Origin of the sequence: Limimaricola soesokkakensis, from assembly GCF_900172345.1 — a bacterium.
Lineage (GTDB): Bacteria > Pseudomonadota > Alphaproteobacteria > Rhodobacterales > Rhodobacteraceae > Limimaricola > Limimaricola soesokkakensis.
Genome location: NZ_FWFY01000018.1, coordinates 14212 through 33537 on the forward strand (window position 1 = coordinate 14212; position 19326 = coordinate 33537).

The 19326-nt window shown below is 66.4% G+C and carries 14 protein-coding genes, 1 tRNA gene and 1 rRNA gene; 2 read left to right on the plus strand and 14 right to left on the minus strand.

Annotated features, from left to right (window positions below):
- Nucleotides 1-20 precede the first annotated feature (20 nt).
- The gene (locus LOS8367_RS17525) at nucleotides 21-1475 is read left to right on the plus strand and encodes an aldehyde dehydrogenase family protein (RefSeq protein WP_085897841.1); all 1455 of its coding nucleotides are present in this window, start codon (nucleotides 21-23) and stop codon (nucleotides 1473-1475) included.
- A gap of 138 nt (nucleotides 1476-1613) precedes the next feature.
- Here the strand turns inward: LOS8367_RS17525 and LOS8367_RS17530 are convergent, their stop codons facing one another.
- The 12 genes from LOS8367_RS17530 to LOS8367_RS17585 all read right to left on the minus strand — a co-directional run bounded on the left by LOS8367_RS17530 (nucleotide 1614) and on the right by LOS8367_RS17585 (nucleotide 18494).
- Nucleotides 1614-3008, minus strand: a complete 1395-nt coding sequence (locus LOS8367_RS17530; RefSeq protein WP_085897842.1) for an amidohydrolase family protein — start codon at nucleotides 3006-3008, stop codon at nucleotides 1614-1616.
- The gene (locus LOS8367_RS17535) at nucleotides 3005-3943 is read right to left on the minus strand and encodes a LysR family transcriptional regulator (protein WP_085897843.1); all 939 of its coding nucleotides are present in this window, start codon (nucleotides 3941-3943) and stop codon (nucleotides 3005-3007) included. Before LOS8367_RS17535 ends, LOS8367_RS17530 begins: the two co-directional genes overlap by 4 nt.
- A 13-nt stretch (nucleotides 3944-3956) precedes the next feature.
- Nucleotides 3957-4730 (minus strand): enoyl-CoA hydratase-related protein, encoded by a 774-nt coding sequence (locus LOS8367_RS17540; RefSeq protein WP_085897844.1) that lies wholly within the window; start codon nucleotides 4728-4730, stop codon nucleotides 3957-3959.
- Nucleotides 4727-5887 (minus strand): CaiB/BaiF CoA transferase family protein, encoded by a 1161-nt coding sequence (locus tag LOS8367_RS17545; protein ID WP_085897845.1) that lies wholly within the window; start codon nucleotides 5885-5887, stop codon nucleotides 4727-4729. The genes LOS8367_RS17540 and LOS8367_RS17545 overlap by 4 nt, the downstream gene beginning before the upstream one ends.
- Nucleotides 5887-7248 (minus strand): FAD-dependent oxidoreductase, encoded by a 1362-nt coding sequence (locus tag LOS8367_RS17550; protein ID WP_106535119.1) that lies wholly within the window; start codon nucleotides 7246-7248, stop codon nucleotides 5887-5889. Before LOS8367_RS17550 ends, LOS8367_RS17545 begins: the two co-directional genes overlap by 1 nt.
- Before the next feature lie 33 nt (nucleotides 7249-7281).
- Entirely contained in the window at nucleotides 7282-8097 is an 816-nt protein-coding gene (locus LOS8367_RS17555) for an ABC transporter permease (protein WP_085897846.1), read from the minus strand.
- Between the two features lies 1 nt (nucleotide 8098).
- Entirely contained in the window at nucleotides 8099-8902 is an 804-nt protein-coding gene (locus LOS8367_RS17560; protein ID WP_085897847.1) for an ABC transporter ATP-binding protein, read from the minus strand.
- Nucleotides 8902-9936 (minus strand): ABC transporter substrate-binding protein, encoded by a 1035-nt coding sequence (locus tag LOS8367_RS17565; protein WP_085897848.1) that lies wholly within the window; start codon nucleotides 9934-9936, stop codon nucleotides 8902-8904. The genes LOS8367_RS17560 and LOS8367_RS17565 overlap by 1 nt, the downstream gene beginning before the upstream one ends.
- A 760-nt stretch (nucleotides 9937-10696) precedes the next feature.
- On the minus strand, nucleotides 10697-14059 hold the full coding sequence (locus LOS8367_RS17570) for a cadherin domain-containing protein (RefSeq protein ID WP_085897849.1): 3363 nt from the start codon (nucleotides 14057-14059) through the stop codon (nucleotides 10697-10699).
- Between the two features lie 715 nt (nucleotides 14060-14774).
- The gene (locus LOS8367_RS17575) at nucleotides 14775-16094 is read right to left on the minus strand and encodes an HlyD family type I secretion periplasmic adaptor subunit (protein WP_085897850.1); all 1320 of its coding nucleotides are present in this window, start codon (nucleotides 16092-16094) and stop codon (nucleotides 14775-14777) included.
- Nucleotides 16091-17398: an ATP-binding cassette domain-containing protein gene (locus LOS8367_RS17580; protein ID WP_085897851.1), complete on the minus strand. Its 1308-nt coding sequence runs from the start codon at nucleotides 17396-17398 to the stop codon at nucleotides 16091-16093. The genes LOS8367_RS17575 and LOS8367_RS17580 overlap by 4 nt, the downstream gene beginning before the upstream one ends.
- Nucleotides 17326-18494, minus strand: a protein-coding gene (locus tag LOS8367_RS17585; RefSeq protein ID WP_106535122.1) for an IS3 family transposase whose coding sequence is annotated in 2 segments (ribosomal slippage) — nucleotides 17326-18230 and nucleotides 18230-18494 — 1170 coding nt in all. Because the reading frame shifts where the segments join, the coding sequence is not laid out codon by codon here. The genes LOS8367_RS17580 and LOS8367_RS17585 overlap by 73 nt, the downstream gene beginning before the upstream one ends.
- On the opposite strand from LOS8367_RS17585, the gene LOS8367_RS17590 reads away from it, so the two are divergent.
- Nucleotides 18477-19130: a hypothetical protein gene (locus LOS8367_RS17590; RefSeq protein WP_133056373.1), complete on the plus strand. Its 654-nt coding sequence runs from the start codon at nucleotides 18477-18479 to the stop codon at nucleotides 19128-19130. The two genes, LOS8367_RS17585 and LOS8367_RS17590, sit on opposite strands and share 18 nt — an antisense overlap.
- Here the strand turns inward: LOS8367_RS17590 and LOS8367_RS17595 are convergent.
- Nucleotides 19109-19185: transfer RNA gene (locus LOS8367_RS17595), tRNA-Met, on the minus strand. The genes LOS8367_RS17590 and LOS8367_RS17595 overlap by 22 nt on opposite strands.
- A 50-nt stretch (nucleotides 19186-19235) precedes the next feature.
- A 5S ribosomal RNA gene (gene rrf / locus LOS8367_RS17600) occupies nucleotides 19236-19326 on the minus strand; the annotation flags it as partial.

The following is a 19326-nucleotide window of genomic DNA, read 5'->3' on the forward strand; positions in this document are numbered from 1 at the left end:
AGAACGACAGGACAGACCAGATGAAGATGAACGACGTGACCAAGCAGCACCGCAACCTGATCGCGGGCGAATGGGTCGAGGGCGCGGACGTCAACGAGAACCGCAACCCCGCCAATACCGACGAGATCGTGGGGCTTTATGCCCGCGCCTCCAAGGACGACGCCAAGCGCGCCATCGCCGCGGCCCGCGCCGCCTTTCCGGCCTGGAGCCGCTCCGGTCCGCAGCAGCGCCATGACCTGCTGAAGAAGGTCTCGGATACCATCGCCGCACGCGCCGAGGAGCTCGGTGAGCTCTTGGCCCGCGAGGAGGGCAAGACCTTCGCCGAGGCCAAGGGCGAGGTGATGCGCGCCTCCCAGGTCTTCGGCTTCTTCGCGGGCGAGACGCTGCGCCAGACCGGCGACGCGATCGATAGCGTGCGCCCCGGCGTCGAGGTCATGGTGCAGCGCGAGGCGCTGGGCGTGATCGGGCTGATCACCCCGTGGAACTTCCCCATCGCGATCCCGGCCTGGAAGATCGCCCCGGCACTGGCCTATGGCAACTGCGTGGTCCTGAAGCCCGCCGACCTGACGCCGGGCTGCGCCTGGGCGCTGGCCGAGATCCTGCACGAGGCGGGCGTGCCCGAGGGCGTGTTCAACCTCGTCATGGGTCGTGGCGCCGAGGTCGGCGCCGAGATCCTCGAAAACCCCGAGATCGACGCGGTGAGCTTCACCGGCTCGGTCGAGACCGGGCGCATGGTCGCGGAGAAATGCGTGGCGCAGATGAAGAAGGTGCAGCTCGAGATGGGCGGCAAGAACCCTCTCGTGGTGCTCGACGACGCCGATCTCGACACGGCGGTGAACTGCGCGCTCAACGGCGCCTTCTTCTCGACCGGCCAGCGCTGCACCGCCTCGTCGCGGCTGATCGTGACCGAGGGCATCCATGATCGTTTCGTCGAAGCGCTGACCGAGAAGCTGCGCGCGCTCAAGGTCGGCGACCCGATGGACGGCGCGGTGCATATCGGCCCGGTGGTCGATGAGAACCAGCTCGAACAGAACAAGCGCTACGTGAAGATCGGTCAGGAGGAAGGCGCGACGCTGGTCTGCGGCGGCGAGGTGATCGAGGGCGCGACGCCCGGCCACTTCATGACGCCCGCGCTGTTCACCGGCACCACCAACGAGATGCGCATCAACCGCGAGGAAATCTTCGGCCCCGTCGCCACCGTCATCAAGGTCGCCGATTACGACGAGGCGCTGCGCGTGGCCAACGACACCGATTTCGGCCTCTCCGCCGGGATCTGCACCACCAGCCTCGGCCGCGCCGCGCATTTCCGCCGCCACGCCGAGGCCGGCATGGTGATGGTCAACCTGCCGACGGCGGGCGTCGATTACCACACGCCGTTCGGCGGGCGTAAGGGATCGAGCTATGGCCCGCGCGAACAGGGGCAATACGCGCGCGAATTCTACACCACGGTCAAGACCACCTACATCCAGGCCTGACCGGCACGGCGTCACCATCTCCTCCCGGTGGCTCCCGGCGCGCGCCCGCTCCCACGCGGCGCGCGCCTTTTTGCCTGCGCCCGGTCACGCGGGCGCGGCCCCGGGCTCCGTGACCCGCGACAGGCGGGAAGCGTGGGTTCAGTCGTGGATTGAAGCGTAATACGCCTTCGTCAGCGCTGCGATCCGCATGACATCGGCGCGCAGCGCGTCGAGGCGCGGCAGGTCGGCGCGGGCCTGCGCCAGCAACTCGGCCAAGGCCGCATCGGCATCGATGCCGGTGAGCGCCCCGTCGCGCAGCACCGCACGGCCGGCGACCACGAGATCGCGGACATGGCGCGCGCCCATCCGGGCCAGCAGCCTCTCACCCGGCGCGTCGTCGGGCCACAGCGCCTCGGCGCTTAGCGCGGCCCAGTCGAGCGTCACCACGTCGACCCCCTCCGGCATCGCGCCGATATCGGCATTGGTGCCGCAGGCCGCGTCGAAGACGGCGGCCACGGACATCTCGCTCTTCAGCCCTTGCCCCGCCTGCAGCAGGCCGAAGAGCCGCATCTCGGCCCAGATGTCCTGCGCATCGTCGAAACCGGTGCCGTCGAGCCCGATGCCGGTCGCCATGCGCGCGCGGACCGCCCCGGGCAGAATGCCCGATCGCAGCCGCAGATTGGCCGAGGGATTCGAGGCGAGCCGCACGCCGCGCGCGGCCAGCATCTCCGCCTCGGCCTCGGTCAATTGCACGCCATGCGCCACGGTGAGACGCGGCGACAGGAACCCGATCGCATCTAGATGCGCGACCACCCCGCCCGGAAAGCGCCGGTCGAGCCAGCTGCGCTGGCGCGGGCTTTCCAGCAGGTGCATGTGGATGCGTCGGCCGTGGCGCTCGGAGGCCTCGGCCACCGCCTCCAGCATCGCGTTCGAGCACCATTGCGGGCCGATGGGGCCCAGCTGCACATCGACCATCGGTCCGGCGTGGCGCCGTGCGATCTCGTCCACGGCGGCGATCTGCTCGGGGATCGGCGCGTAGCGTGGCAGCAGCCCGTCGAGCCAATCCGCATCGGCCGCGTTGAGGGTCCGCCGGTAGGCTTCCGCCCCGCCATAGACGAGAGGCGAGGCATCGAGCAGCGGGCAGCTCAGCGCCAGCCGGATGCCCACCTCGTGCGCCGCGCGCACCACCTCGCCCGCCTCCTCGACCAGCCGGTCGGCATTGAGCGAGTTGTGGCAATGCACGGTGCCTGCGCAGCCGGCGCGGGCCAGCCGCGAAAAGGCGACCAGCGCCTCGAGATAGGGGTCGGTGCGCGGCCTGAGCCGAAGCCCGGCGATCCACGGCTCCAGCGCGTCGTCATTCGCCCCGAAATCGAGGGTGCGGATGCCATAGCCATGATCGTGCCCGTTGATCGGCGCGGGCAGCGCCATCAGCCCGCTGCCGCCCTGCCCCGGCACCGCCCGCGGTTCGGGGCCGAAGGTGATGCGGCGCGGCCCCTCGGGCGCGCCATGACCGGGGCGCGGCCACCAGCGGTCGACCTCGAGCGCGAGGCTCACGCGCCTTCCAGCGCGTTGAACTTGCGCATCCACGGCGCGTCGCGCAGCTCCTCCAGCCCCTCGGTCAGCTGCGCGACAAGGGCCTCGGCGGCCTGCGTCAGCTTGCGGCGGCGGGGCACCAGAAGCCCCAGCTCCAGGCCGCCGAGGCGCGTGCCCGCGAGCGGCACCGCGGCGATGCTGCCTTCGGTCAGTTCACGTACCATGCCCAGCGGCGTGTAGAAGGCGACGCCGTCGCCTTCGAGGATCAGCGGCTTGAGCATCAGCAGGTTGTTGGAGGCGGCCAGCACCCGGCCGGTGCGGTTGAGCACCGACAGTTCCATCTCGATCAGCGAGCGGATCGGCGCGGTGTCGAGCTGCAAGAGCAGGTTGTAGGCGGCGCAGTCGGCCAAGGTCACCGAGGCGCGATCGGCCAGCGGGTGCTCCTTGGCGACCATCGCCATCAGCGGCATCGGGATCGGCGAGATGAACTCGGTATCCTCGGGCCGCGCGAGGCTGAAGGTGATGCCGAGATCGGCCTCGCCCTCGGCGACCATGGTGGCGACTGTGCCATGCGCGCCGGTGCGCACCCGGAAATCGACCTTGGGATGGGCCTTGTGATAGCGGCTCACCTGCTCGGGCAGGAAGCTCACCAGCAGGCTGTCGAGCGAGGCGATCGAGACGGTGCCGGTCTTTTCGCCCCTGAGCGCGCCCAGCTCTCCCTTGAGCACCTCGAAATCGTTCAATGTCTGATCGGCATGGGCCAGGAGCCGCTTGCCCGCCTGCGTGAGCCGCAAGCCCCCCGGCAGCCGTTCGAACAGCGGCGTGCCGAGCTCGTCCTCGACCTTCTGGATCTGCCGGCTGATCGCGGAGGAGGCGACATGCAGCTGCTCGGAGGCCGCGCGGATCGATCCCGCGCGGGCAACCACCGTGAAATAGCGCAGGAAGGCTGCATGCATGTCGTCTCTCCGGTCAGGCGCCTTGCCAGACCGGCGCGCGCTTTTCGAGGAAGGCGCGAACGCCCTCGTCAGCATCTTCGCTTTTGAGCGCCTTCACAACTGCGGGCAGTTTCATCGCCTGCGCCTCCGACGGGCTCAGATGGCCCGTGCGGTTCACAACCTGCTTGATCGCGCGCAGCGACAGCGGCGCGGAGGCCGCGATGTCCTCGATCCAGCGCTCGGTGACGGCGTCGAGCTCGTTCGCCGCCGCCACCTCGTTGACGAGGCCAAAGCGCTCCATCGTGGCCGCGTCGATGCGCCGCCCGCCCAGCATCACCCCCATGGCGAGGTTGTGCGGGATCTTGCGCTGCAGCATCACCATGCCACCATCGAGCGGCATCCGCCCCACCCGCGCCTCCGGCAGGCCGAACTTCGCGGTCTCGGCGGCGACCACGATATCGGCCCCCAGCACCATCTCGAAGCCGCCGCCCAGCGCGTAGCCGTTGACGCGCGCGATCAGCGGCACGTCGAGCGAGCGGCGAAACGAGATGCCGCCAAAGCCGTTGGGGCGCGGCGCGGCCCAGTATTCGAGGCCCGAAAGAGACGAGTCCTTCATGTCGGCGCCGACCGAGAAGGCCTTCTCCCCGGCCCCGGTGAGGACCGCGACGGAGATGTCGTCGCGCTCCTCGATGTCGCACCAGATCCGCTCCAGCGCCGCTTCGGTCTTCTGATCGACCGCGTTCATCACCTCGGGCCGGTCGATAGTGACCCGGGCGATGCGGTCGCGGACTTCGTAATGGACCGTCATGCCACCTGCGCCTTCTTCGGGGCGAGCCCGGACAGGATCTCGCCATTGTGCTCGCCTAGCTGCGGTGGGCCCTGACGAACGCTGAGCGGCGCGGCCGACATGTCGATCGGGCTGCCGACAAGGCGGATCTTGCCCGCCGGCGTCTCGCCCGCTTCGATCACCATGTTGTTCACATGCGTCTGCTCGTCATCGAGCGCCTCGGCCAGGGTGCGGACCGGCGCGCAGAGGATGTCGACCTCCTCCAGCCGCTGCAGCCAGTGCTCGCGGCTGTTCTTCGCGAATTCGCGCTTGAAGATCGCCTGCAGCTCCGCGCGATGCGCGGCCTGCGCGTCGAAATCGCGGAAGCGCTCCTCCTTCGACAGGTCCTCGATCCCGATCGCGGTGCAGATGTCGCGTAGCGGGTTCTCCTTGAACGCACCGACCATGACGAAGGGCTCGGTCGTGGTCTCGAACACGCCGGTGAGCGGGAACGCCCCCCAGTTGAGGTCGCGGCCCCGCATCATGTGCGCCGCCGCCTCCTGCATCTGCATCGCCAGCATCGAGGAATAGAGGCTGACCGCCACCTGCTGACCCTCGCCGGTCTTCTGGCGCTGCAGGATCGCCAGCAGCACGCCTTGGACGAGGTGCATGCCGGCGGTGTAGTCGCACAGCGCGGTCGAGAAGATCGCGCGCGGCAGCTCGGGGTCCGAGCGACGCTCCATCACGCCGCTCATCGCCTGGGCGAGGATGTCCTGCCCGCCCTTGTGCTTGTTGGGGCCCTCAAGCCCGAAGCCGGTGCCAACGGCGAAAATGATGCCGGGATTGCGCTTCTTGAGGTCCTCGTAGCCCATTCCCATCCGCTCCATCACGCCGGGGCGGAAGTTGTTGACCACGACGTCGGCGGTGTCGATCAGCTCGAGCACCTGGGCGCGGGCCTCCTCGGATTTGAGGTTGAGCGCGAGGCTCTTCTTGTTGCGATTGAGCGAGCAGAAGATCGGGTTGTTGAGCCCGTCCGGGTCGGCGCCCAGCGACCAGCGCGACAGGTCGCCGATCTTCTCCTTTTCGACCTTGATCACCTCGGCGCCGTAATCGGCGAGCACTTGGGTACAGGAGGGTCCGAGCATCACCTGGGTGAAATCGATCACCTTGATGCCGTCCAGGGGGAGCGGTTGGGTCATTATTCTGCGGCCTCCATGACGAGGGCGTTGGACGAGGGCACGTCGCCGGGATCGGCACCCTGCGCGCGCATCTGCTTCTGGATCGCGGAGACGTCGGCCTCGCGCACGGTGACGCCGGCGTTGAGCGCGACGGTCGCGGCGACACCCACGGCCTCGCCTTGCGCCATGCAGGGCGGGATCTCGCGGCTCTTCTTCTGGGCCTGCGGGGTGCAGGAGTAGTGACGGCCAGCGACCAGCAGGTTGTCGACCTCCTTGGGCACCAGCGCGCCGTAGGGGGTGTAGTAGTCGCGGCCCCGGCAGACGGTGTCGGCGAAGTGGCGGCGCTTCATCACGTCGTCCTTGGTGACGACGTATTCGCCTTCGAGGAGCCGCGTGGTGCGCACGCCGGTCTGCGGCGCGAAATCGACCACATGGGCCTTTTCGAAGCCCGGCAGGTTCTCGCGGGCAAAGGTCATGAGCCGTTCCATCCGCTTGCGGCCCTCGAACTCGGCCCCGGTGAGACCCTCGACCGAGAGGCCGCTGTACTGCGGCATATGCGGGCAGTTGAGCCAGATCACGCCCGGCAGCGGCGTCTTCAGCCACCAGTAGTTCCAGCAACCGCCGATGATCCGCTTGGCCTCGTGGTCGAGGCGCTGGAACTCCTCGGGGTTGGCGTATTGCCAGGCCTCGGCCTTGTCGGTATCGACATTGCCCCAGCGCGACACGGTGGTGACGATGAAGCTCGCCTCCTGGAACTTGGCGCCGGCCGAGGCCGCGACGTCGAGATCGCCCGAGGCGTCGATGATGACGTCGCCCATGATCGCCTGACGGCCTTCCTTGGTCTCGCAGATCACCCCTTTGGCGACGCCGTCCTCGACGATGGCCTCGGAGAACCAGCTGTGCAGGCGCAGCTTGACCTTGGCGTCCTCCATCAGGTCGTAGGAGACCTTCTTGTAGCCATCGGGATCGAAGGCGGCAGCGAAGCAGACCGGGTGCGGCATGGTCTGGGTGTGGAAGTCGAACATCCCCCAGCGCGAATACTTCTTCCAGTTCTCCTGCGTCTCGCGGCGGCCGGGCATCCGGTCCTCCTCGGGCGGCGTGTGGCACAGCCCGATGGCGCGCATCCGCTCGATCATCTCCATGCAGATGCCGGTCACCGTGATCTCGGTGTCGTTGTGCATGTCGTCGAGCAGCAGCACCATGCCGCCGGCGGCGAGGCCGCCGAGATAGGGGTAGCGCTCCAGCAGCGTGACCGAGGCACCGTTGCGGGCGGCGGAGACGGCGGCGGAGATCCCGGCGGGGCCGCCGCCGACCACGACGACGTCGGAGCGGTCGACCACGGGCACGTCGCGCAGACTCTCCCTGACGGTTTTGTTCAACATCTTGATTCTCCCAAATATTCTATTGCGCGGCGGTCAGTGGACGTCCGAGGTCTTCCAGCGGATGAACTTGGCTTCGGCAAAGCTCACCAGGGCGAACATGACCACGGCCAGAAGGGCTGCGGTGAAGACGGTCGCGTAGAGCAGCGGCGAGCGGAAGTTGAAGGTCGCCTCGATGATCAGCGCACCGAGCCCGAAATTGGAGCCGATCCACTCCGCCACGATGGCGCCGATGACGCAGGTGGTGGAGGCGATCTTGAGCGCCGCGAAGAGGAAAGGCAGCGAGCTTTGCAGACGCACTTTCCAGAAGATCTCCCAATTCGAGGCCGAGAGCACCCGCATCAGGTCGAGCGTGGCGGGCGAGACCGCCTTGAGACCGCGCACCATGTTGACCAGCGTCGGGAAGAAGCAGATCAGGCCCGCGATGATGATCTTGGGGGCGAAACCGTTGCCGAAGATCAGCACGAGGACCGGGGCCAGCGCGATGATCGGAATGGTGTTGATGAACACCGCGATCGGAAAGAAGGCGCGTTCGGCGGTGGTGTTGTGCACGAACCAGATCGCTAGCAGGATCGCCACGAGGTTGCCCGCGACGAAGCCCAGCGCCGCCTCGAAAAAGGTGGGCCAGAAGTTCAGCCACAGCGTGCCGGCATTGTCCTGGAACGCGCCGAGGACGGCGATCGGGCTCGGCGCCATGTATTCCGGCACCTCGAAGTACCAGACCACACCCTGCCAGAGCAGCAGCAGGCCTGCGACGGCGGCGAGCGCCGGGCCGCGGTCGAGCACCGCGTCGAGCACCCGGCTCATGCGCGGCGCCGGCACCGGCATCGGGATTTGGCTTGCCTCGGCCATCTCAGCATTCCTCCAGCAGTTTGCGCAGATGCGCGGTGATCTGGACGAACTCCAGCGTGTCGCGATCCGCCAGCCGCCGCTCGGACGGCAGCTCGACCTTCATGAATTCCTTCACCCGCCCCGGATGGGCGGCGAGCATCAACACGTATTGCCCGAGAAAGGCCGCCTCGGGGATCGAATGGGTGACGAAGAGGATCGTCGTCCCGGTCTCGCGCCAGATCCGCAGCACCTCCTCGTTGAGCTTGTCGCGGGTGATCTCGTCGAGCGCCCCGAAAGGTTCGTCCATCAGCAGGATTTTGGGCTTGGTGACGAGGGCGCGGGCGATGGCGACGCGCTGGCGCATGCCGCCCGACAGCTCGTGCGGCAGCGCGTTCTCGCGGCCCTTGAGCCCGACGAGTTCGAGGAGATCGCGCGGATCGGCATGGGCATCGCCGGCGCCGCCCACTTCGAGCGGAAGCTGCACGTTCTCCAGCGCGGTGCGCCACGGCAGCAGCGTCGCGTCCTGGAACACGTAGGAGAAATTGCGGTCGCGCCGGGCGTCCCGGGGCGACTGGCCCTGCACGTCGATCACGCCGCCCGCCGCCGGCACCAGATCGGCGATGGCGCGCATCAGCGTGGACTTGCCGCAGCCAGAAGGCCCGAGGATCGTCACGAAGGCGCCCTGCGGGATTTCCACCGAGACGTCCTTGAGCGCGACCACCGTGCCTTCGGCGAAGGTGACGTCGACATTCTCGACCCGGATCGCGCCCGGATCGGGCGTGGCAGCGGGGTTCCCCGCTGCCGTATGAAGCTCTGCTGCGACCATCAGGAGACCTCTTTGCGCGCGTCGGCAGTCATTTCGAGGATCTTCAGCGTCATCACCTCGTCCACGGTCGGTGCGTCGCCGTCGAACTGGCCTAGATCGGCATAGGCCGCGATCTGGGTTTCCCAGTTCTCGCGGTTCATCGTGCCCCAGCCATTCTCGACGGTGGCCTCGGTGAAGACGAAACCGAGCACCTGCTCGACCGCGCGCATCTCCGCCTCGCGATCCATGTTCGGATAGGCCGCGATCAGCAGATCGACCGCTTCCTCGGGGTTCTCGCGCACATAGTGCCAGCCGCGCGCGGTGGCGCGGGTAAAGCCCGCGAGCGATTCCGCGTCGGTCTCGATGGTCTCGTCGGTGGCGTAGTAAACGGTGGCGTAAAGCTGGATGCCGGTATCCCAGAGCATCAGGTCGACCCGGTCTTCGCCCAACACGTCGAGCGCCGCGATGTTGGTCAGCCAACCGGTCACGGCCGCGGCCTGCCCGGTCATCAGCTGGTTCATGTCCGAGCCCATGTTGACGATCTCGACATCATCCTCGGAGATGTCGTTGGCCGCCAGCAGCGCCTTCAAGAGGATATGCGCGGTGGGCTGCGTGGCGATGGTCTTGCCGACCATGTCCTTGGGCTCGCGGATCGGGTTGTCGGGCAGCGAGAAATAGGTGAAGGGGTGCTTCTGGTAGCCGGCCGCGAAGGCCTTGATCGGGATGCCCGCGGCGCGGGCCAGCATCACCGACGGGCTCGACGAGATCTGGCCCACCTCGGAGCGCCCAGCCGCGACCGAGCCGACGCCGTCCACGTTCGGCCCGCCCGGGGTGATCTTCAGTTCCAGCCCCTCTTCCTCGTAGAACCCCTTGGCCTGCGCCACGACCTCGCCTAGGAGCCCGTTCGAGGCGAGCCAGCCAAGCTGCATATCCACCGTCCTCAGCCCGGCTGCCGAGGCGGGGCCGACGCCGATGACGGCCGGCAGGCCGGTCGCGGCGGCCATGCCCCCGGCATATTGCAAGAACCGGCGCTTGGTGAGTTTGGTGTTCGGCATCGTGACGTCTCCCTGTTTTCGATCACCGGCATCCCTCCCGACGCCGACCATCGAGCGGGATGATGCGGGGCTCGCGCGTTCCAATAAAGAACAAACTTTGCGCCACCGCGATCTAATTTCGGCAATACAGGGAATCTGCTGAGTTGCCGCGAAGGCACCATTGGAACAGCAGGCCGCATAGCTCCGGAAATCACTGTCGGATCCTTCCTCAGACCGGAGGAAGGATAGTTTCAGGTCACGGCCACCCGCCATCACTGCGGTTCTTGCTGCCCTCTGACATCGATCTCGGAGCGATGGCTAAGGATTATCCTTGCCGATCAGCAGTCGGTGCAGCGGCCCCGAAGTCCCATGCTGGACCTGCACCGCGAGCGGCGCCTGTCACATGTCACATGTCGCATGTCGCCGACGCAGCGTCGAATAGTCTGGAAGCGGCCAGTCGAGCCGCTCCATCCGGATCCGGCCCTCGCCTGCCCCATCCGTCTGTCAGGGCGAGACCTCGATGAACTCCTTCAAGGTCCAACTTATCTGGATCGGCGTGTTCAAGACGGTCTCAGGTCGCCCGCGCCTGCCTGTCGGGTGGGCGTTCCAGACCCTCTCAGGATCGCATCAGGCCGAAGCGAGCCGCACAAGCGCAGCGCCATGTTGCAGATGGACCAGTTCGTTGCGGGCTGCCGACAGGGGCAGGTCACATCGTGCCGACCTTCATGCCGCTAATCCGTTCTGAGCACTGTCTGGCGGGTGTCCTGCAACTCTTTTGCGCTCAGACGAGAACGAAATCGTCCAGGGAGAGGCTGCTGGCATTCACCCCTTTGAACTTCAGGATCTGTCCCTTGATGACGACCTCGGCATGATCACCGTCGCCGTCGCGAACTGCATCGAAGATCGACTCTCGAACCAGTTCGGGGGCAACGCCGTGGAGTTCGATGACGTCGATCCCATCCTTGAAATCAAGGATCGTCTCGACCTCCCCCGCCCGCATTTTCTTGAACACGAACACGTCGCCCCCCAGTCCCCCCGAAACCGTGTCGTTGCCGATGCCGCCGAGGATCCGGTCCGCGCCGCGACCTCCGTGCAGTTGGTCGTCGTCGTTCCCTCCCCGAAGGAGGTCGTTCCCTTTGCCACCCTTCAGAGTGTCGTCCCCATTGCCTCCCTGCAGGCGGTCGCCGCCTCGTCCGCCGCCCAGAATATCGGCCGAACGACCACCGAAAAGCTCGTCGCGCCCATGGCCGCCATGCAGCAGGTCCTGTCCGGACGAGCCTCGCATGATGTCCGCTCCCTTGCCGCCTTTCAGGACATCGTTCCCGAGACCGCCGTTCAGCCTGTCGGCCCCCATGCCCCCATGCAGTTCATCCGCGCCGTGGCCACCGCGCAATCTGTCGGCGCCGACATGTCCGCGGACCTCGTCATCGCCCCGGTTTCCGAACAGGACGTCCCGGCCGCGACCGCCGCCCAGCCAATCCGATTCACGGCCACCGAAAAGCTGATCCTGGCCGGCCTTGCCACGCAACAGGTCCGTGCCCCACGACCCCAGAATGACATCGGCGCCACGACCGCCAATCAGCGTGTCATGTCCTGCGCCCCCCAGTAGCCGGTCATTGCCGGTGCCCCCCTTGAGGCTGTCGTTCCCCTCATTGCCATGGGCATGGTCGTCTCCCCCGCCGGCCGCGATCCGGTCATCGCCCGCACCGCCGCAGAGCATGTCGTCGCCCGCGCGACCAATGATCGTATCGTCGCCGCCCAGAGCGTCGACTTCGTTCGCCGCGAAGTTGCCGACAAGATAATCGGCGAACTCAGTGACGGCAAAATCGAACACGTCGGCGACATTGATGGTCAGGTCGCGACCGAAGCTCAGCCCGTCGGTATCAGTCGCAATAAGGTGGAATTCGATGCTCGGTTCGACCTCGTAGTCGAGCATCACCCCGGACTTCAGCCGCAGCTGGCCGGAAGCCACCTCGAAGCGAGCATCCGAAACCGTGAAATCATGGCCTGAACCGTCATCAACATCGGCCACCGTGATCTGGCCGACCACGGCGCCGGCCACGTTTTCCTCCACGGCGAGAGTACTGACGCTCAACCACGTCGGGGCCTCGTTGATATCGGCCACGGCGATGTCGAAGCGCTGCTGTGCGCTCGAGCCGTCCGAGGAGGTCGCGGTGACGGTGAGCGCGATGCTCGGCTCGGTCTCGGCGTCGAAGCTGGCGCCGGCGGCGACCCGCACCGTGCCGTCGGCGGCGATGCTGAAGCGCGCGTCGTCCACCGCGTAGCTCACCGTGGCGGTGGCGTCGGCGTCCGCGGCGCTGGCCCGGATGCCGACCGGCGTCCCCTCACCCGCGGTCTCGTCGATCCGGTCCGGGGTCGCGCCGTCGGCGTCACTGACCGACCCGATGGCGTGCTCGTTGATGTCGGCCACGGCGATGTCGAAGCGCTGCACGGCGCTCGAGCCGTCCGAGGAGGTCGCGGTGACGGTCAGCGCGATGCTCGGCTCGGTCTCGGCGTCGAAGCTGGCGCCGGCGGCGACCCGCACCGTGCCGTCGGCGGCGATGCTGAAGCGCGCGTCGTCCACCGCGTAGCTCACCGTGGCGGTGGCGTCGGCGTCCGCGGCGCTGGCCCGGATGCCGACCAGCGTCCCCGCCCCCGCGGTCTCGTCGATCCGGTCCGGGGTCGCGCCGTCGGCGTCACTGACCGACCCGATGGCGTGCTCGTTGATGTCGGCCACGGCGATGTCGAAGCGCTGCACGGCGCTCGAGCCGTCCGAGGAGGTCGCGGTGACGGTCAGCGCGATGCTCGGCTCGGTCTCGGCGTCGAAGCTGGCGCCGGCGGCGACCCGCACCGTGCCGTCGGCGGCGATGCTGAAGCGCGCGTCGTCCACCGCGTAGCTCACCGTGGCGGTGGCGTCGGCGTCCGCGGCGCTGGCCCGGATGCCGACCAGCGTCCCCGCCCCCGCGGTTTCGTCGATCCGGTCCGGGGTCGCGCCGTCGGCGTCGGCGACCGACCCGATGGCGTGCTCGTTCGCGTCGAGCACATGGATGTCGACCGAGAGGTCCTGATACAGCCCTTGGTCGTCGGTGGCGCGAACCGTGAGCCGCTGCACCCCGGCGGTCTCGCGATCCAATGTGGCGCCGGCCTTCACGCGGATCTCGTCGCCGACGAGCTCGAAATTGCCGTCGACGACGACGTTGCCGCTTCCATCGACCAGCGAGAGCGTCACACTGTCACCGGTGTCGGGATCCTGCGCCACCAGCGTCGCGGCCACCGTGCCCGTGGTGGCATCCTCGGCCACGCCCGTGGCGCTGTGGTAGCTGATGTTGTGAATGAAGTAGTCGCTGCTGTTGTTCGTGATGTTGCCTTGGTCGCCGTAGGGAGTGGCGCTGAAGACGATCTGGTCGAACGCGACGCCGGGGTCGATCTGCAGCACCGTACCCTGATGGTGCGTGGGCGAGGCAAAGTCGCTGTCCCCGACCTGGGCACCGTTCATGTAGAGGACGTAGCGCCCGACTTCGTAGGTGCCATTCTCGCTGCTCCAAAGCGCCGCGATGCTGACTTCGGCGCTGGCAACCGCAGCATCGAACGAGACGATCATTTCCTCGGAGAGCAGGCGACCGGCATCGTAACCCAGCTGATTGGCGGGTGCGCCCGAACCGGTCGAGCCCACAACGCCGAGGCCGTGGCTGCTATGGGTGACCAGAGCCGTAGACGGCGCGCTCAGATCGCCGCTGTCAGTAATCTGGCGCGCGGTAACGGTGTAGCCTGCGCCTGAGGCGGCAAAATTGCTGCTGTCGATCCGGCCACTGCCCCGAACGACGTCGATGACCGGCGCTTCGTTCACATCGTCGACGGTCAAACTGAAGACACGGGTCGACGTGGTGGTATCGGACGACGTCGCCGTCACGGTGAGGGAGATGCTGGGCTCGGTCTCGTGATCGAAGTGGGCCCCGTCGGCGACCCGGACCGTGCCGTCGGCATCCACCGTGAAACGATCGTCATCGGTGGCATAGGTCACCGTGTCCGCAGCATCGGGGTCCGACGCCGAAACCTTCACCCCCACCGTGGAGCCGACGTGGGCGGTTTCGCTCAGGCGGTCATCGGCGCCGTCATCGTCGGCAATGGGTCCGATATGATTCATGGCACCTCGCGACGTAGCTAGATCTGGATATCGTTAAGAACCTTCCAATCATCTTCCGGGGGCGACAATGTGCAGAGATTGGGGCCGTACCAACGTTGTGCCGTTTATGACGCAGCGTCGGATTGCGAGGTGCCGGTCTGACCTGAGGACCGTCGCCGGTCTGGCCGAGCCAAGCTCAGTTCCGGCAAGCCGCCCCGAGTTTGTTGGAGGCTCCAACTCCTGAGCAAGGTGGAGCATGAGCACGACGATCAACGAGTACGCGCATGAAATGCGCGAGCATGCGGTTCGCCTGGTTCTGGGCGATGAAGCGCAGCATGGGTGTGCTGGACGGCCATCCTGTCGATCACGATCTGGATCGGCTGCGCCCCGCAGACTTTGAACGGTGTGGTGGGAGGACGGAAACCGATAGCGGCACGTGCGCGGGCATACCCCGGCTGAGATGGCTGAGAAGATGAAGGCGCTGGAACGCGAAAACCGTGAACCCTGTCAGGGCCACGGTTTCTCGCGGAATGCCTCCGCGTCGATCGCGCCACCCGAACCTACGGGGTGACGCGATCGACACTGCGCAGGCAGTGCTCGACAGCCGCCTGCCCTACTCATCTGAATCCTCGGCCGTCGCAAACCGAAGCTTCAATCACCCACGGATTATCTTGCAGACCCGCAGAATGAAGACTTTCGGGCCAAGGAGCACGCAGCTGCGCTTGGCCCAATTCAGTTATCGCACGACCTCCTCGCGGAAGGCCTTCGAGAAGGATGCCAGGATCGGGTCGAAGGCGTATCTAAGCGGCGTATGGTGACCGGTCTCGACGAAGACATCGGCTGGCATGCCGGCTCGAATTTCCGCGCCCCCGATAGCCGCGGCGATATCCTCATCGGAAACTTTCACCCGCAACGGGTAGTAATCCGTCCCGGAGGCCTCATCTTCGATCGCGTCGGACCCGACCGTGAGAACCACGCCTTCCATGGGAAGAGCATGGCGCATGAGGAAAGAGGGGAACTGCACGCTCGCGCTCATCCCCGGCATGACGTTGTCGACGTCTCTGGGGTCTAGCCGCGCTTCGACGATCAGGTCTTCGTCGAAGGGTGTCAAGGTGAGGATCGGCTCGCCGGGGCGAACCACGCCCCCCACGGTCTTGGCGTTGAGCGTGAGCACCGTGCCATCGATCGGTGAAAGGATCTCGGTCCGCGAGAGAATGTCCGAGGTCGCGTTGAGTGCTTCTTCGACCTGAGCGACCTCGGCATTGACCTCGGCCAACCGCTCCGAGACTTCGTTGAGAAGCTCGGTGTCGAGTGCGGTCTTCGAGATTTCGATCTCCTCGGACTTCATTGAAGCGCGCGCCATCGAGGCACGAAGCGCTTCTGCCTCGGAGGAAAGCTCGGCACGCTTCCGCGCGAGGGCATTGACCTCGGATTCTCGCAGAAGGCCCTGATCGAAAAGGGCTTGCTTGGTCTTGAGTTCACTTTCGAGAAGCACGACTTGCTCGTCGAGACCGGCCGCCTGAAGCGCCATCGAGCGGATTTCCTCGACGACCTGAGCGAGCTGGCGGTCATAGATCTCGAGCTGTTCGGCCCGGCGCTCGCGTCGAAGCGCAAAGGTCTCGCGTTCGTTCGCGACATACTCGAGGAATGCCTGGTCTACGCCCGCATCCTCGTCGATAGGTGGTACGAATATCTCCGCTCCTTGAGCTTCGGCAGTGAGCCTTGCGCGAAGAACCTCCAGTCGTGCGAGCTTGCGGAATTGGGATCGCTGATCTGCCCGGGCGAGCGCCTCGTCGAGAACCAGCAGAGGGGCTCCCTTTTCGACCACGTCCCCTTCCCGCACCCGGATTTCCGACACGATGCCGCCTTCAAGGTGCGAAATCGTGCGTGATGCGCCGTCGGGGCTGACCTTTCCGGGGGCGATGGCGGCCGAGGCAAGCGGGGTGATCGCTGCCCATGTCCCCACTCCGCCAAAGCCTGCCGCGATCACGGCGAGCCCCGCTATCACCATGCCACGAATTTCCGTGCCGATGCCCGCAGTCTTCATGGCGCTCATCCCTCCTCTCCTGCACCCGTATCGACGCGGTTGGTCAGCCGGAGCGGGCCGTTATCCGCTCCGGCCTGAGTGCGACCCGGAGATGCTGGGACCGGGGGCACTGTTCGCTTGTTCTTCTTTTCAGCCGCCTCGCGCATCGCGCGCTTCAACTCGGCGCGCAGGTCGCGCTTCAATGTCATGGTCGGAGCTTTCGCGGCCCGAGCAGAACTCTCCTCGACGCCCTGCGTCGCAGTGGTTGCCTTGGTCGTGGACGGGATCTCGGCGTTGGCTCCATCCTCTTGCGTCGGGCTGGGCACGGTCGTGTCCGGCTGCGCTTCAGCCTCGGGCTGCGGCGCCTCGGCGACCCCGGCGGCCTTGCGGATGCTTTCGGAGACCGGCGTGAAGATCTCGCGCAGGAACTCGTCACGCGTGCGCGTTTTGGCGATCGTTCCAGCGTTCATCGACACGACCAGATCGACATCCGTGAGCGCGGTTGTCTTGTGGCTGACGATGACGATGGTCGCGCCCTCCTTGCGAAGGGTGCGGATCGCCTGCTGCAGGCTTTCGTCACCAGACGCGTCGAGATTGGCATTGGGTTCATCGAGAACCAGCAGCTTCGGATCGCCATAGATCGCGCGGGCGAGCCCGATGCGCTGCGCCTGCCCGCCCGAGAGGTTGAGCCCGCCGGGCCCGACCTGCGTCTCGTAGCCGTCCGGCAGACCGTTGACGAGATCGTGGCAGCCCGCGAGGCTGGCCGCCTTCATCACCTTGGCCGGATCGGGCTCCTGGAAGCGGGCGATGTTCTCGGCGACGGTTCCGTCAAAGAGTTCGACCTTCTGGCCGAGATAGCCCATCTGCCGCGCCAACTCGGGTCGGTTCCAGTTCGACACCTCCGCGCCGTCGATCCGGATCGAGCCGGCCGAGGGTTCGATCGCGCCGATCAGCATCTTGCACAGCGTCGACTTGCCCGAGCCCGAGGGGCCGACGATGGCGACGATGGTGGCCTCGGGAATGGTGAGCGTCACGCCGCGAAGCACCGGTCGCAGGGCACCCGGCAGGCGCAGACCGATCTCGCTGAACTCCACCCTGCCCCGGAGCGGCGGCTGCTGCATCCGGTCCTCGTCGGCGGGCGCGCCTGCCAGGATCTGGTGGATTCGGGTATGCGCCTGCCGGGCGGCGACGAAGCTGCGCCATGCCCCGAGCGCCTGCTCGGCCGGGTGGCCTGCCCCAATCGGGTGGTCCGGTTTCAGTCTTAGTGCATGACGGGTTTCGGAGCCACTCTTGGTGCGTTGGGCGGGGGTGATCCACCTTCGTTTGAAGGCCATTGAGCGGCCTCTGGCGCGGGTGGACGATAGCCCAGAGACGAGTGGGGCCGCGCGGTATTGTAATGGACCCGCCATGCCTCGATCACGACGCGTGCCTCGGCGAGCGAGTAGAATATCTCGCCGTCCAGTAGCTCGTCGCGCAGCTTCGAATTGAAGCTCTCGCAGTAGCCGTTCTCCCATGGGCTACCGGGCTCGATGAAAGCCGTTTTCGCACCGACGGCATCGATCCAGTCCCGGACGGCTTTGGCGATGAATTCCGGGCCGTTATCTGAGCGAACATGGCTTGGCACACCTCGCAGAATGAAGAGATCGGTCAAGACGTCGATCACGGCGGTCGAGTTAAGCTTCCGGTCGATCCGGATCGCCAGGCATTCTCGGGTGAACTCGTCGACGACGTTGAGCATGCGAAACTTCCTCCCATCATGGGTCCGGCTCTCGACAAAGTCGTAGGACCAGACATGGTTTGGCCGCTCTGGTCGCAGACGGATGCACGACCCGTCGCCCAGCCAAAGCCGACCTTTCTTCGGTTGCTTCTCCGGGACCTTCAGCCCCTCCCGCCGCCAGATCCGCTCGACGCGCTTCACGTTCACTGCCCATCCAGCCTCCCGGAGGAGCGCGGTGATACGACGGTAGCCATAGCGGCCAAACCGGCTGGCGAGCGCGATGATGTCCGCAGTCAGCGCATCGTCATCGGCTCGTCCGCGCGGCGTCTTCCGCTGGGTCGAGCGGTGCTGCCCAAGCACGCGACAGGCAAACCGCTCCGAGACACCGAGCTTTTGCCGGACGTGGTCGACGCAGGCACGGCGGCGGGCGGGGCTCAGAAGTTTCCCGAGGCCGCCTCCTTCAGGATCAGCTTCTCGAGCGTCAGGTCGGAGACGGCCTTGCGCAGCCGCTCGTTCTCCTTCTCGAGCTCCTTCAAGCGCTTCACCTGGTTGGTCTTCAGGCCGCCGAACTCCTTGCGCCACCGGTAATACGTGAACTGCGTCACGCCGATGGTGCGCACGGCTTCAGACACCGTCCGGCCTTGAGACACCAGGACGTCGACCTGCCGGAGCTTCACGACGATCTCTTCCGGCTTGTGCTTCTTCTGGGGCATTCCTGCATCCTCCATCTGGCTCGAAAGCCTACTTCAGGGAGGACCACTTTTCAGGGGGCAGGCCAGGAGAGCGTCGCCCTGCCCCTCGTCCTGTCGGGGCTGCGCACCGAGCTGATAAAGCCCGCAGCCTATGACCGGTTCCGGGAGCGGTTCCGAGCCCGACTGGCGGACGGCCAGGAGGCCGCCGAAGACCGGCTCCGGGTCCATGATGTCCGGCAACGAGAGCTGGAGACCAGCAAGCGCAACCTGCTGCGCGCCATCGAGATCGGCGAGGACCCGACGCTGCTCGTTGAGCGGCTGAACAGCGTCGACCGGGATCTGAAGGAGATGCAGGGCAGGCGAGCCGACCTGCTCGTGCCCGATGTCGAGCTGCCCGAGAACCTGCCGGAGCTCCACCGGGCCATGGTGGCCGACTTGGCGGCCGCGCTGTCGGACGAGTCCGTCGCCGGGCGCGCTGCGGACGAGCTGCACGAGCTCGTCGATCGCGTGGTGGTGCACTGGGACGCGGAGGCGCGGGGGCACTGGCTGTCGATCGAGGGCAGCCTGCTGGAGATGCTACGCAAATCGGCGCCGAGCAAGCTCGACGCCGTGCGTGGCGATATTTTCGCTGAAGTTGGTTGCGGGAGCAGGATTTGAACCTGCGACCTTCAGGTTATGAGCCTGACGAGCTACCGGGCTGCTCCATCCCGCGACAGGATGTTTTGCATCGTTCAGAGAGAATGTTTTGATGTTCTTTACTAGGTCTGGCGGTGACTTACTCTCCCACGTCTTGAGACGCAGTACCATCAGCGCGACGGCACTTAACGGCCGAGTTCGGAATGGGATCGGGTGT